Origin of the sequence: Streptomyces sp. NPDC002476, from assembly GCF_042889785.1 — a bacterium.
Lineage (GTDB): Bacteria > Actinomycetota > Actinomycetes > Streptomycetales > Streptomycetaceae > Streptomyces.
Genome location: NZ_JBIARH010000019.1, coordinates 85121 through 99141, shown reverse-complemented (window position 1 = coordinate 99141; position 14021 = coordinate 85121). Strand labels below are relative to the sequence as shown.

Sequence of the window (14021 nt, the reverse complement as noted above, 5' to 3'; positions counted from 1 at the left end):
CCGCGCACGCCGCCGAGGGAGTGAGGGGCGACATGGTGAAGACGGGGGAAGCGGCACGGGCCCGCCCGGCCGGCGGCCGCCACCCGCGCGGCCTGCTGACGCTGTGGAGCGTCGAGATGTGGGAGCGGTTCAGCTTCTACGGAATGCGGGCGATTCTCGTGCTCTTCCTCGCCGCGCCCGTCGGGAACGGCGGCCTCGGCCTCGCACCGCACACGGCGGCCGCAGTCTTCGGCGTGTACGGCGCGCTGGTCAACCTGCTGGCACTGCCGGGCGGCTGGCTCGCCGACCGGCTGTGGGGCTCGTACCGGGCGGTCGTGCGGGGCGGTGTGGTCATCACCGCGGGGCACACGGTCCTCGCGATACCGGCGGGCGCCGCCTTCACGTACACCGGCCTGGTGCTGGTCGCCATCGGTACCGGGCTGCTCAAACCGGGCATCTCCACGCTCGTGGGCCGGCTGTACGACGCCGAGGGCGCCGTCGAGGGCCGGGCGGCGCGGCGCGACGCCGGCTTCTCACTCTTCTACATGGGCATCAGCCTGGGCGCCTTCGCCGCTCCGCTGGTGACCGGCTTTCTCGGGGAGCGTGTCGACTGGCACGCCGGGTTCGGCGCGGCCGCGGTCGGCATGCTGCTCGGTCTGCTGCTGTGCGTGCGCGGACGCGACCGGATGCCCGGCGCGCCGGACCGGCCGGTGGCCTCCCCGGGGGCGCCGCGCCGTGCCCTGCTCGCCGTGGGTGGGGCGGTGGTGTTCCTCGCCGGTGTGTTCGCCGTCGCGGTGCTGTGGGGGCAGCCGCCCACCCAGGCGGTGGTCCAGGCGGTCACGGTACTGACCATCGCCGTGCCGGCGGTCTGGTTCACGGCGATGTTCCGCGCTCCCGGCCTGGCCCCGGTGGACCGCCGCCGGCTGACCGCCTATGTGTGGATCTTCCTGGCGGCCACCGTGTTCTGGATGATCGCCGAGCAGGGCGGTTCGCTGATCAGCCTGTTCGCGCGCGACCACGTGGACCGCACGCTGTTCGGCTGGGAGTTCCCGACCAGTTGGTTCCAGTCGCTGGGGCCGCTCTACAGCATCGTGCTGGCCACCGCGTTCGCGGCGCTGTGGCTGTGGCTGGGCGAGCGCCAGCCCAGCACGGCGGCCAAGTTCGCCCTGGGACTGCTCGGGCTCGGTCTGGCCACCTTGATCATGGCGGGGGCGGGGTGGGCCGCCGCGGACGGCGGCCGGGTCACCCCGCTGTGGCTCGTCGTGGCCTTCTTCGTGCAGATCATGGCGGAAATGTGCCTGAGCCCCACCGGGCTGAGTGTCACCACCCGACTGGCGCCGACTCGGTTCGCCAACCAGATCATGAGCCTGTGGTTCCTCTCGGTGGCGCTGGGCAGTGCCCTCAGCGCCCAGGTGGTGCGGCTCTCCACGGTGTGGTCGCCCGGAACCTACTTCGCGATGCTGGGGGCCGCCGCCATGCTCTGTGCGGCAGCCCTCGCTCTGTCCCGCGCACGTCTGCGCCGCCTCATGCGAGGGGTCGGCTGATACACCCGGCGCCGCCCCGCCGCCGAGCGTCCATGACTGCCCCGGCCGGGCCGCGGCCCGGCCGGGGCAGTCCGCTCACCGCACTCCGGCCGCCCCGGTCGCCGACATCCACGCCGCGTACAACTCGGCGTACCGGCCCGGCCGGGCGACCAGTTCCTCGTGGCTGCCCTGCTGGACGATGCGGCCCCGGTCGAAGACGAGCACGTGGTCGGCGGCCTCGGCCGTCGACATCCTGTGGGCCACGGACACCGCCGTGCGGCCACGGGTGGCGTTCTCCAACGCCCGCTGCAGGCGCTGTTCGGTGGCCGGGTCAACGGCCGAGGTGGCCTCGTCGAGTACGAGCAGGTCGGGGTCGGCGAGGTAGGCCCGTGCCAGCGCGACGAGCTGGCGCTCACCGGCCGACAGGGCTTCGCCCCGCTGTCCGACCGGGGTCTCCAGCTCGCGCGGCAGCCCGGCCAGCCAATCGCCCAGATCGAGGTCGCACAGGGCTCGCCGCACGTCGTCGGCGGTGGCGCCCGGCCGTCCGTAGGCGATGTTCCTTCCGACGGTGGTGTCGAAGAGAAAGCCGTCCTGCGGCACCATGACGACCCGTCGGCGCAGCGACGAGAAGGGCACCTCGGCCAGCGGCACCCCGCCCAGCGCGATCCGCCCCGAGGTCGGATCGGCCAGCCGGATCAGCAGCTTGACAAAGGTCGACTTGCCCGAGCCGGTCTCGCCGACCACGGCCACCCGGGCGCACGGGGCGATGTGCACGGAGACGTCGCGCAGCACCGGCGGACCGCCCGGGTACGCGTAGCCGACGTCCTCGAACCGCACCTCCACCGGTCCCCCGTCCAGGAGCGTGCCGGCCGGCCCGGGATCGGGCACGTCGACCGGCGTGTCGAGCACCGCCAGGGCACGGCGCCAGCCCGCAAGGGCGTTCTGCAGTTCGTTCAGCACCTCGGTGCTCATCTGGGCCGGTCCGATGAACAGGGTGACGAGGAACAGGAACGCCACCAGCTCGCCGGCGGTCAGCCGGCCGCCGACACCCAGCAGCACCCCCAGGCTCACCACGCCGCCGATGGCCAGCGCGGCCGCGACCTCACCGCTGGAGAGGGTGACCGCCACCAGCCGCTGGGCCCGGCTCTGTGCCCGCCGGTGCTCCTCCACCGCCGTGTCGATCCTGCGCCCGATCAGGTCGCCCGCATCGTAAGCGTGGATGACGGCGGCGCCCACGACGGCCTCGCCGGTCGCGGCGAGCATGTCACCGCCTCGGGTGCGCACCCGGCCGTACGCCTCGGACAGCCGGCGCTGCAGGCCGGGCAGGACCAGGACGAGCGGCACGAACACCAGCCACACCATCAGGGCGAGCTGCCAGGAGTAGACGAACATGACCACGCTGCCGACGAACAGCTGGCACAGGCTGACCAGGAACATGCCGCCGAACTGCAGGAAGGTGCTGAACTGGTCGATGTCCGCGGTCACCCGGGCCACCAGGTCACCGCGGCGTTCGCCGGTCAGCGCGGGGGCCGACAGGTCGTGCACCCGGCGGAACGCCCTGACGCGAAGCGTCGCGAGTCCCGCCTCGACGCTGCGGTACAGGCGGTGGTTCATCCGGGAGGTGATCCAGGCGGTGGCCAGGACGGCGGCGGCGCACACGCCCGCGATCACCAGCACCAAGCCGGTACGCGGGCCGCCCTCCGCCTGGAATCCCTCATCGAGGGTGAGCTGCACGGCGATGGGGACCACGACCCGGCCGGCCGCGGCGAGAAGGGCCAGGAGCAACACCGTCAGCAGTCCCTCGCGCAGCCCGGGCGAGACCTCCAGCGCCCGCCGGAGCGTGCCCAGACTCCCCCGCCGCTCTCCCACGACACGGCTGTCCGTCCGGTCCTCGACGCGGCTGTTCACGCGGTCCTCCCATCGGGGTGCTGCTGTTCCTGCCGTTCGTAGGCGGTCACCAGGCCGCGGTAGCCGGGACAGCGGTTGCGCAGTTCTTCGTGCGTGCCGCTGTCGACCACCCGGCCCCGTTCCACATACACGACGCGGTCGGCGAGCGCGATGGCGGACTGCCGGTAGGCGACCAGAACGAGGGTGGACGGTACCCGCGCGTCACGAAGGCCACGCAGGATGCGGCCTTCGACCTCGGGATCGATGCTCGACGTGGCGTCGTCCAGCACCAGCAGGCGGGGACGGCGCACCAGGGCCCGCGCGAGCGCGATCCGCTGACGCTGCCCACCGGATAGGGTCGCGCCGCGCTCCCCGACGCGGGTGTCGAGGCCGTGCGGCAGCGCCCGGACCACATCGGCGGCCTGGACCGCCTCCAACGCCTCCCAGACCCGGTCGTCGGGCACCTCCAGCCCGAGCAGGACGTTGCCACGGACCGTGTCGTCGAACAGCAGGGTCTCCTGGGGGACGAACGCCACCGCCGACGACACCTCTCCGGAGCGCATCTCGCGGGCGTCGAGGCCGTCCATGAGCACGTCGCCGCGCGCCGGGTCGACGAGCCGCACCATCAGCGTCGCCAAAGTCGACTTGCCCGCGCCGGTGGGCCCGACGACGGCGACGGTCCGCCCGGAGTCCACGCTGAGGGTCACGTCGTGCAGGACGGCGTTGTCATCGTAGGTGTAGCTGACGCCCCGGGTGTCCAGGCTGATCGGGCCGGCGTCCGACAGCTTCAGCCGCCCGGTGGGCAGGTCGCCCTCGGCGTCGAGGACGTGCCTCACCCGGGCCCAGCCGACGGAGCTGCGCGGCAACTCGGCGAGGACCCATCCGAACGCGCGCACCGGAAAGGCGATCATCGTGAACAGGTAGGAGATCTGGACGAGTTCGCCGACGCTGACGGCTCCCGCGGCCAGCCTCGCCGTCCCGACCGCGAGCACGCTGAGGATGCCCAGGTTGGGGAGCGCGTCGAGCAGGGGGTCGAAGGACCCGCGGGTGCGGCCGACCGCCACGTTGGCGTCGCGCAGGCGCGCGGCGGCATCCGCCATCCGTGCCGTCTCGTGCTCCTCCAGACCGAGTGTCTTGACGACCAGGGCGCCGTCGAAACTCTCGTGGGCGATGTCGCTGGTCTCGGCTCGCAGGCTCTGGGCACGCGCCGCGAGTGGCGTGAGCCTGCGCTGGTAGAAGACATTGAGGAGCCCGATGGCGGGAAAGACGAGCAGGGCGACGGCGGCCATCACCGGGTCGACGGCGAACATCGAGACGATGGCGGCGGTGAGCATGACGACGACGCCGATGGCCGTGGGCAGCGGCACGATGGGCGCCCAGGCCGCCTCCACGTCCGCGTTGACGTTCGACAGCAGTTGGCCGGCCGGGTGGCGCTGGTGCCAGGAGACGGGCAGTCGCAGATAGCGGTGGGCGACCCGGCGGCGGTACGTCGCCTGGAGCCGGAACTGCATGATGCCCGCACCGACGCGGCGTCCGATCACTCCGACGACCCGCAGCATCGCCACCCCGAAGACGGCCAGGCCGGCGGCGACCAGGGCGGCCGCGGTGGTCCGGCCCTCCTGGAAGGCGGGCAGGATGACGTCCTCGGTGATGCGGCCCAGCGTCCATGAGGTGGCGACCGGCGCCACGCCGTACAGGGCGCTGGCGAGCAGGGCCGCGCTGAAGATCCAGGGTTCCTCCCGTACGGCGACGGCAAGGACCCCCAGGCCCCGGCGCAAGGTCGACCGGTCGGTTGCGGGCACGGGCGAGGTTCCTTTCGTGCGGGTCGTGCGATGTCCGCCCGACGGTGCGACCGCGGGCGGAGCGGATCAGGGCGAGACGCCCGGTGTCACTGGCGCGCTCCGGTCGCGGCCGGCAGTGCGTCCAGCAGGCCGAGGTCGTCGCCGTCCAACCGGACGTGGGCGGCGGCGACGTTGTCGTTCAGATAGCGGATGTTCTTGGTTCCCGGGATGGCGACGACGTGCGGGGCGCGGGACAGCACCCACGCGAGCGCGACCTGGGCTGGGGTGATGCCACGCCGGTGCGCCACGGTGCGGACGCCCTCCAGAAGCCGGAGGTTGGCCGCGAAGTTCTCCTTCTGGAAGCGCGGGTTGTGGCGTCGGTAGTCGCCGTCCGGCACGTCCTCGACGGAGCCGAAGCGGCCCGCCAGGAAGCCGCGGCCGAGCGGCGAGCAGGCGATGAGCGCGATGCCTTCCCTCGCGGTGAGGGGCAGCAGTTCGGCCGTGGCGTCCCGGCTCCACAGCGACAGTTCCGTCTGAAGGGTGGCCACGGGGTGCACGCTCTGAGCGAGGCGTATCTGGGGGACGGTCACGTCGGGCAGGCCCAGCATCCGGGCCTTGCCGGCCTTCACGGCCTCGGCCATGGCTCCCCAGGTCTCCTCCAGCGGCACCTCGGGGTCGACCCGGTGCAGTTGGTAGAGGTCCACGTGGTCGGTGCGCAGCCGGCGCAGGCTCGCGTCGATGGCCGCGCGGACGTGCTCGGGCCGGCCGTCACGGCGCAGCCGAGTCTCCCCGGTGACGAATCCCACCTTCGTGGCGAGAAACGCCTTTTCGCGGCGGTCGGCGAGCGCCCGGCCCACCAACTCCTCATTGGTGCAGGGGCCGTAGACATCGGCGGTGTCGATGAGGTCGGCGCCGAGGTCGAGAGCGCGGTGGAGCACGGCGACCGAGGTGTTCTCGTCGCGGCCGGCGGGGTCGTAGGCGTAGGTCATGCCCATGCAGCCGAGGCCGACGACTCCCACCGAAGCGTCTCCGGGGCCGATCCGTAGGGTGCGCAACGCGTGTCCTTCCTTGGATGTCGGGCAGGGCGGGTCACAGGGCCGGACCGGGCTCCCGGGGCGGCGCCGCGGGAGCCCGTCGGCGTGATCAGGAGACGGCGCCCTCGCCCCAGGCGCGCTTGAGGATCTCGTCGACGGTCTCGTCGACCGTCTGGTGGGAGGTGTCGAGCCACAGCCCGATGCGGGGCGTGGTGTCCCGGAGCACCTTGTCCAGGTCCTTGGGCTGCCAGTCGGGTCCGTAGCCGGTCTTGGAGCGCTTCTCCTCGCGCCGGGCCACGACGTCCGGGTCGGGTGCCAGCATCACCACGGCGAGCGGACGGCTTCTGATCATCTCGGTGATCTCCAGCAGGTGCTCGCCGAGGAGGATGTCCTGGAGGACGGCCGTGAACCCGGCCTCGACGTAGGCGTCCGCCGACGCGGCGGCCAGGCGGTACCGCAGACGGAGCTGCGCGACGGCCTCCGGCGGGGCCTCGGCGGTCATGTGCACCTGACCGTTGACGACCATGCGGCGGAACGTGTCGCCGCGTACGTGCGCCGAACGGGGCAGGCGCTCGGCGAGGGCCTGCGCGACGGTGGACTTGCCTGCGGCGGAGATGCCCGAGATGACGATGACGCCGGGGTTTCCGTCGCCGGGGACGGCGGTGGGGTTGGTCCTGTCGGTCATGGACGGATGGATTTCCTCTCTTGTGCGGGGATGCGGGTGCCGTTGCGGCACCCGGTCGTCTCAGGCGCGTTCGAGGACCAGCAGGTCCATCGAGGCGGGACGTCGTGTGGAAACACCCCAGGTACCCGGTCGGGGGTCCCGGCGCATGCGCAGACCGTGCCGTTCCGCCACCGACAGGATGTGCTCCAGCCGGTAGGCGATGGCGTACGTGGGTTCCTCCTCGGAGTGCACGTAGTAGTCACCGTGGTCGTGCGTGAACTCGAAGGCGGTCGTGCCGCGCGCGATGTTCGCGGCGACCGTGTCGTCCACCAGGTAGGCCGTGGCGAAGCACTGCCCTCCGGGCCGCAGGACCCGGGCGGACTCCGCCAGGTAGTTCTCCAGCTCGGCCGGGCGGAGATGGCTGATGAGCCCCACCAGCGCGGCGGTGTCGAAGGCCGCGTCGTCGGCGGGGAACCGGAAGTCGGCCGCGGAGAGGGTCCCTTGCGGGTTGTAGATCTCCTGGCGGATGTCGACGTGGGCGAAGCGGAAGTTCGGATGGCGGGGAGTGATCGTGCGGGAGCACCACTCGACGGCGTGCGGCACGATGTCGAAGCCGAGATAGGAACCTTTGGTGAGCACGTCCGTGAGCGGCACCGCGATGCGTCCGGCACCGCATCCCGCGTCCAGGACGTCGTGTCCGGGGCCCACACCGAGTTCGTCCCGCATGTACGCGGTGATCTGGCGGCCCACTTCGAGGAAGTCACCATTGCCGATGAAGCGACGGTGGCGTCGGGGCGGCAGCAGCGGGTGGTCCCTGCCGCGCAGCGTGTCCCACAGGTCCAGCACCTGCAGTCCGGCGTTGTACCCCAGGCGGCGTAATCGCTCCAGGCTTCCGGCGGCGCGCGTCGACGAGGTGTACTTCGTCGCCCTGAGCGACTTCAGGTCCGGCTTGGTGCCTGGCAAGGGCTGCCCCTTTCAGTGGTGTGCGCGGTGGGTGTGTACGTGCGGCTGCCACCCGTTCCGGCCGGGACGGAGGCCCTGGGCCTCGGGGTGTCCCCGGTGCTGTCTTGCGGCCGGCCCGGCCGCGGGGGACGCCGCGGCCGTCTTCGAGCACGCCGAAGAACGGGGCACGGACGCTTCGGTGCCTCCCCCTGCCCTGCGTTCAGCATGTCGATCACTCAGGAGACGGTCAACCGGACTTATTCGGACAGCGTGTCTTTCCAGCCTGTCGGCAGCGGGCGGACGGTACGTCAACCGTCCCGCTCTGTCCTTGGACTGTGTCCCATACGGTGAGGCGAACGAGCCGTTTGTAACAGCAGATGGCGGCTGCGAAGCCGAGAAAGGCCGGGTAGTTGCGGGGGTGGCATTCGTAACGGTGGTTGAACTCGTGATTTCGTGCTGCTGTTCAGGTAGGTCCGATGGTCAGGCCGGTTTCGGTGAGACAGCCGTCTATGAGGTGACTGCGGTACTGGATGTGCCGTAGGCCGCGTCGGATGCGATGGTCGAGGTGTTCGGGGTGCTGAAGGCGACGTTGGAGAGCCGGCCGCGCCGCAGGAGGGACCGGATTCCTTCGACGGGGTTGAGGTCGGGGCGTAGGCGCGGCCCCCGGCAGTCACGGGCGGCTTCGAGTTCGCTCGGGATGTCGATGAACACGCGGAGCTTCCTGCCTCTTGGGGATTTCGGAGCGTCGTTCGGGCGCTGCTGTCGTCCGGGCACCGAACGCGGTCCGACAGCGGGTAAAGGGGGATTGGCCAGGCGGGACGTGCAGGACGGCTCCATCAGCCGGACACCTCCGGTGTGATCGTCTTCGCTGCCGTGCGGGCAGCAGCAGCGGGAGGGTGTTGAGGGAGTGCAGGCGCAGCGTGGACGCGGCCGACGCCAGCGGGCCGGTGGTGTGGTGTCGGTCCACCCAGGCCGTGTGCCAGCCGACCGCCGTGGCCCCGCGGACGTCGGCGGTCAGCGAGTCGCCGACGTGCAGCAGTTCCTCCGGCCGCAGCTCGCTGGCGTGTTCGACAGCGGCGAAGGCCTCCGGCTCCGGCTTGATCGCGCCGGTGCGCGCCGAGCAGAAGACGCCGTCCAGCAGTTCGCGGAACACCGCGGGCTCCTGTGCGGGCACCGAGGAGCCGAGCGCGTTGGTCATGGCGTACAGGGCGAAACCCCGCGCGCAGCGCGGCCAGGATGTCTGGCACGTCCGGGTACAACTGGCCGACTCGGCGGCCCCGCGACCACCCGATCCGGGTATCGGGCGCCGCTCTGCTACATTCGTGGCATACCGCACCTCTTGGCGGCCTCCTGAATCCCTCGAATCGGAGGTTTGTCATGCCGTCCTCTCTGAAGGTGCGCTCCTTTCACCGCGACGACCGCGACCAGCTGACGGAGCTGGTCAACGCCCACGTCTCAGCGGTCGTCCCCGGTCTCTCGGTGTCCGTGAACACGGTTCTCAACCAGTTGCAGCGCCGTCCCGACGAGTTCATCACCGATCCGTGGGTGGCCGAGCGCGTCACGCTTGTGGCCGAGCAGAGGCAGTACGTCGTCGCCGCCGCTCACCTGCTGCGCTACCGCGCCGATGCCGCGACCGGAGCGGATTACCGGAACGCGGGCGTGATCGAGTGGTTCGTCTTCCGGCCCCCGGCCTCCTTCTGGCCGGACTCCGAACAGGCGGCCGACCTCCTGATGGCGGCCTGTCTCGCACAGTTGAAGCGCTGGGAGGTGTCGCGGTGCTACGCCGACGGACAGCTCCCCGCACCCGGCATCTGCGGTCTCCCGGAGCAGTGGCAGCACGTCCGTGCCTCCTATGAACGGGCCGGCTTCGCACGGACCGGACACACGGAAGTGCTGCTGATGGCCACGGTGGCCGACCTGAGGCAGGTTGTCGGGGCCGCCGCCCCGGGCCTGGCCGTCCAGCGCACCCTCGGCGAGTGCGGGACCCGGTTCTCCGCCGCGCTGGGCGCGGACGTCGTCGGATTCGCCGAGGTGGACACGTCCGTGGACCGGCCCGAGCGGCACGCGCGCAACGGTGGACTGGCGGACCTGACCGAACTCCATATCGCCGAGCCGTACCGGGATTCGGGGCTGGAGGAACGTCTCCTCGCGCACGTCGCACAGTGGCTGCGGATGGCCGGGGTGGACCGGCTGACGGCATGCGCCTGCGTGGACGACACCGAGGAGATCGAGCGGCTGAGCCGGTACGGCTTCCAGGTGCTGTCCCGTATGACGCGGGGGTGGGAGCACCGGGCCGGCTGACGCCCCGCAACAAAAGTCCTGACCGAGCGAGGACCGGGACGTGGGTGGGTGATGCGGCCGTGCCGGATCGCCCGCCCACGACTGCCGGTGCGGTGACGTCGGATCACGGAGCGCCTCACCGCCGTGCCCCGGAGCACGGAAGCGCTCGGCGGAGACGGTGGCGACGGCCTCCGGCCGTTCGCGGCCGAGGACGTCCCGCTGACGGGTCGCACACCCGCCGACGCGGCTGGCGCGCGCTGATGTGGCCGGCGCGCTTCGGCGTCGTGGACCGGAGGAACCGCACGAGCGGCGATCCCTCCTTCAGGTCAACGACACGGTGGCCGTCGTGGTCGATGACACGGGTGCTGTCACGTTGTGGAGCGTGTGAGTGCCTGACGGTGTGTCCGGGGGTGGTGGGGCCGGGTTCGGGCTCCGGGCTCAGGCCGCGGCAGGCAGGGCGGTCGCGCCGTTGATCTGGTCCCAGATCGCGAAGCGGTTGGTCATCTCGGCGCGGTAGTGGGCGGCGGGGTCTGAAGTGGGGTGAGATGCCGCTGAAGGCGGACAGGAATCTTTCTTCTTCCACTCGCCGCCGAGCGCTTGGTCCTTGGAGAGGAAGGAGCCTTGGTCGAAGGTGGTGCCGATGGCCAGGTAGTCCGCGCCCAGGGCATGGCGCGCCACTTGATGCCGTTGTCAACGAGGTAGCGGATCGCGTCCAGTATCGCCCGGTGGCAGTACGCCTCCGGCTGCCCGCCGCGACCACGCATCCAGCCCGGCACCGGCAGCAGCGGCCGAACCTTGGCCCACTCCCCGTCGGTCATGTCGGTCGGATAGCGGCGCTCGCGCACCCCGTTGTCGGCGGCGTTTCCGAACCGGTGAGCCAGACAGTCACACTCCAGGGCGACCGAAGTGGACTACCAGGGCATCGGCACGGAAGACTGCGGCACCGGGGCCTCCTGCTGCTGCTCGGTGATTCGACACCAACGAGCTGTTCAGGAGGCCCCACCCGTATACGCCAAGCGGTCCGCGACCACCCGATCGAGACTCCCGTTCGAAACGCACCCCTCAAGATCGGAACGACAACAGCATCTCACGCCACTGCCGGAAGCGGTTGGAGACGGTCGACCAGGCGCCGAACTCCTGCGGCATCTCCCGCCACTGGCCGCCGGTCTTGAATCGCCAGATCACGCCCTCGAACTGCTGCCGCAGGCGTTCGGGGTACGGGCCGTACTCGCCGATCGGCAGGTACGGCTCGATGAACTCCCACTCGTCGTACTTCAGTTGCACGCACGTCACACAAGACGATCTACCGGAACAGACCTCGGCATGAGGGACAACCCAAAGGTTGATCACGACTCGATACGCGCCCTGGTCGAGTAGTTGCCTTCACAATGAGGCCAACGCTCTTTATGGCTGGCACATACATAGGTGCAACAGGGCGGGGTCCCTACTGTGTCCGGCCATGACAAGTGAGTTTCCATCCCATTCCCGCTGGGCGGCGGTGGAAGGCAGGGATCTGACATCCCGTTCCGCCTTGGTCACGGATGGTGGCAGCGGCAGCGGCAAGGCGTGCGCCGCGGCACTGGCGGTGGCCCGGGCCAACGTGCATGTTGTGGACCGGGACGTCGAGGCGGCCGCAGCGGTCGCGGCCGAGATCGGCGGCGCAGCGCACGTGGCCGATCTGACCGACCAGGCTGCTATCAACGGCCAGCCGACCGATATCGGCATCCCGGTCAACAACGCCGGAATCCAGCGCATCGCACCGCTGATCGAGTTCCTGCCCGAGCGGTTCGCCCTCATCCAGCAGGTGATGGTCACCGCCCCGTTCCCGCTCATGCGTCACAGCCTGCCGCACATGTATACCCAGGGACGGGGGCGGATCGTCGACATCTCCAGCGTGCATGGGCTGCGGGCCAGTGCCTACAAGGCCGCCTGCGTCACCGCCAAGCACGCCCTGGAAGGGCTGAGCAAGTTCGCCGCGGTCGAGGGAGCCCCGCACAGCGGGACCAGCAACTGCCTCCACCCCGGCTACGTCCGCACGGTTGATCGAGAACGAGATCCGCGGTCGCGCCGCCGCACATGGCATCAGCACCGGGGACGTCCTCAGCGATGTACTGCTGACCCGCTCTCCCGTCAAGCGCCTCCTGGAAGCGGGCGAAGCCGCAGTGGCCGCAACGTGGTTGTGCTCGGACCACGCGAGTTGCACCACCGCTGCCTCGCTGCCCCTGGGCAGAGGCTGGGGAGCCAACTGCCCCCATCCCGCACTTCACTTCCAGTTCCCGTACGCACACGAGAAGCCGGTGAATGACCCCATGACCGAGACCACCCCAGCCCCGTCCGGCGTGCTCCGTTCCAGCGGCATCGCCCGGATCGTCAGTGCGAGTCTGATCGGGACCACTATCGAATGGTACGACTTCTTCCTCTACGGCTCCGCTGCCGCACTGGTGTTCAACGTCTTGTTCTTCCCGTCCAGCGACCCGCTGGTGGGAACCCTGATCGCCTTCATCACGTATGCGATCGGGTTCGCCGCCAGGCCGCTCGGCGGCGTGGTCTTCGGACACTTCGGCGACAAGGTCGGCCGCAAAAAGCTGCTCGTGGTCAGCCTGCTGATGATGGGCGGTGCCACCTGCGCCATGGGGCTGCTGCCCACGTACGACACCGTCGGCATCGGCGCCCCAATCCTTCTCACCGTGCTACGACTGATCCAGGGCTTCGCGCTGGGGGGCGAGTGGGGCGGTGCCGTGCTCATCGTCTCCGAGCACGGTGGTGACAAGCATCGCGGCTTCTGGGCTTCCTGGCCACAGGCCGGCGCACCGGGCGGCAACCTGCTTGCCACGGGTGTCCTCGCGCTGCTGGCCGCCGTGCAGTCCGAGGAGGCGTTCCAGTCCTGGGGCTGGCGCATTCCTTTCCTGCTCTCCGGTGTCCTGGTCGTGATCGGGCTGTGGATCCGCGTCTCGGTGTCGGAGTCTCCGGTCTTCCTCGCCGCGCAGGCCAAGGCTGAAGCGGAGGTCGCACAAGGGGCCGAGGAGAAGCCGCCGGTCGTCGAGGTGTTCCGGCACAGTTGGCGTGAGGTGCTCGGCGCCATCGGCACCCGGTTCGGCGAGAACATCTCTTACTACATCCTCACCTCCTTCATCCTGGTCTACGTCACCACTCACCTGGAACTTCCCAAGAGCACCGCTCTGAACGCCGTGCTGATCGGCTCGGCGGTCCACTTCATCACCATCCCGCTGTGGGGCGCGCTCTCTGACCGGATGGGCCGCAAGCCCGTCACCCTGATCGGCTCGATCGGCATGGCCCTGTGGGCCTTCGCATTCTTCGCTCTGGTCGACTCGGAGTCGTTCACCGTGATCACCTTGGCGGTCACCGTCGGACTCCTGCTGCACGGCGCCATGTACGGGCCCCAAGCCGCTTTCATCTCCGAGATGTTCGACACCAAGGTCCGCTACTCGGGCGCCTCCATGGGGTCGCAGCTCGCCTCGATCGTCGCGGGTGCCCTCGCACCGATCATTGCCGTCAAACTGCTGAAGGACTACGACTCCGGGACGCCGATCGCCCTGTACCTCTGCGCCGCCGCGGTGATTACCACAATCACCGTCGCTGTGATCAAGGAGACCCGCGGTCGTGATCTGACCCGCCCCACCACGCCGCAGGCGTAAGGCGGTCACGAAGCACCGGTTGCAGACGTCGACCGGGGCTGATCGAGGCACAACCCATGCGGGTGGTACTCCGCGCCGCGCGGGATGTCTCATTTTCGTGGGGCTGTGGTCCCGCACCTCCGGACTGGTCCTTGCCACTCTGGTCCAGCGGAAGGCGGAAGGCGGAAGGCGACGGATGTCATCGACAGCTGTGTCTACATGGCTGTGTCGGGGGTGCCGGTCAGCTGCACGGACGAGGACCGCGTCCGGCAGCTGACCATCGCCCTGACGACTCG

9 protein-coding genes and 6 pseudogenes are annotated in these 14021 nt (G+C 70.3%); 4 read left to right on the top strand and 11 right to left on the bottom strand.

The annotated features are described in order from the left end of the window. The first annotated feature begins 32 nt into the window (after positions 1–32). The gene (locus ACFYXM_RS22080; protein ID WP_389291601.1) at positions 33–1523 is read left to right on the top strand and encodes a peptide MFS transporter; all 1491 of its coding nucleotides are present in this window, start codon (positions 33–35) and stop codon (positions 1521–1523) included. Positions 1524–1598: 75 nt separating this feature from the next. On the opposite strand, the gene ACFYXM_RS22075 is transcribed toward ACFYXM_RS22080, so the two are convergent. From ACFYXM_RS22075 to ACFYXM_RS22040, 8 genes and pseudogenes are all read right to left on the bottom strand, one after another. Beyond that, positions 1599–3410 carry an ABC transporter ATP-binding protein gene (locus ACFYXM_RS22075; protein WP_389291599.1) on the bottom strand — a complete coding sequence of 604 codons (1812 nt, stop codon included), beginning with the start codon at positions 3408–3410 and terminating at the stop codon, positions 1599–1601. Continuing rightward, positions 3407–5191 (bottom strand): ABC transporter ATP-binding protein, encoded by a 1785-nt coding sequence (locus ACFYXM_RS22070; protein WP_389291597.1) that lies wholly within the window; start codon positions 5189–5191, stop codon positions 3407–3409. The genes ACFYXM_RS22075 and ACFYXM_RS22070 overlap by 4 nt, the downstream gene beginning before the upstream one ends. 86 nt (positions 5192–5277) lie before the next feature. Beyond that, positions 5278–6225 (bottom strand): aldo/keto reductase, encoded by a 948-nt coding sequence (locus tag ACFYXM_RS22065; RefSeq protein ID WP_389291595.1) that lies wholly within the window; start codon positions 6223–6225, stop codon positions 5278–5280. Between the two features lie 88 nt (positions 6226–6313). Further along, on the bottom strand, positions 6314–6889 hold the full coding sequence (locus ACFYXM_RS22060) for an AAA family ATPase (RefSeq protein ID WP_389291593.1): 576 nt from the start codon (positions 6887–6889) through the stop codon (positions 6314–6316). 60 nt (positions 6890–6949) lie between these two features. Then, on the bottom strand, positions 6950–7831 hold the full coding sequence (locus ACFYXM_RS22055) for a class I SAM-dependent methyltransferase (RefSeq protein ID WP_389291592.1): 882 nt from the start codon (positions 7829–7831) through the stop codon (positions 6950–6952). Positions 7832–8156: 325 nt separating this feature from the next. Further along, positions 8157–8243: pseudogene (locus ACFYXM_RS22050) on the bottom strand (IS5/IS1182 family transposase); the annotation flags it as partial. 30 nt (positions 8244–8273) lie between these two features. Next, positions 8274–8470: pseudogene (locus ACFYXM_RS22045) on the bottom strand (IS630 family transposase); the annotation flags it as partial. A 10-nt stretch (positions 8471–8480) separates the two neighbouring features. Next, a complete protein-coding gene (locus ACFYXM_RS22040) occupies positions 8481–9008 on the bottom strand; it encodes an HAD family hydrolase (RefSeq protein ID WP_389291590.1) in 528 nt (175 codons plus the stop codon). 179 nt (positions 9009–9187) lie between these two features. Between ACFYXM_RS22040 and ACFYXM_RS22035 the strand changes: the two genes are divergently transcribed. Further along, positions 9188–10111: an N-acetyltransferase gene (locus ACFYXM_RS22035; protein ID WP_389291589.1), complete on the top strand. Its 924-nt coding sequence runs from the start codon at positions 9188–9190 to the stop codon at positions 10109–10111. A 417-nt stretch (positions 10112–10528) separates the two neighbouring features. Here the strand turns inward: ACFYXM_RS22035 and ACFYXM_RS22030 are convergent. From ACFYXM_RS22030 to ACFYXM_RS22020, 3 pseudogenes are all read right to left on the bottom strand, one after another. Continuing rightward, positions 10529–10664, bottom strand: a pseudogene (locus tag ACFYXM_RS22030) (IS6 family transposase); the annotation flags it as partial. A 130-nt stretch (positions 10665–10794) separates the two neighbouring features. Beyond that, positions 10795–10854: pseudogene (locus ACFYXM_RS22025) on the bottom strand (hypothetical protein); the annotation flags it as partial. Positions 10855–11120: 266 nt separating this feature from the next. After that, a pseudogene (locus ACFYXM_RS22020) lies at positions 11121–11383 on the bottom strand (transposase); the annotation flags it as partial. Positions 11384–11549: 166 nt separating this feature from the next. Between ACFYXM_RS22020 and ACFYXM_RS22015 the strand changes: the two are divergent. After that, a pseudogene (locus tag ACFYXM_RS22015) lies at positions 11550–12336 on the top strand (SDR family oxidoreductase); the annotation flags it as partial. Between the two features lie 63 nt (positions 12337–12399). Beyond that, positions 12400–13746 (top strand): MFS transporter, encoded by a 1347-nt coding sequence (locus ACFYXM_RS22010; RefSeq protein ID WP_389291658.1) that lies wholly within the window; start codon positions 12400–12402, stop codon positions 13744–13746. Positions 13747–14021: the final 275 nt, after the last annotated feature.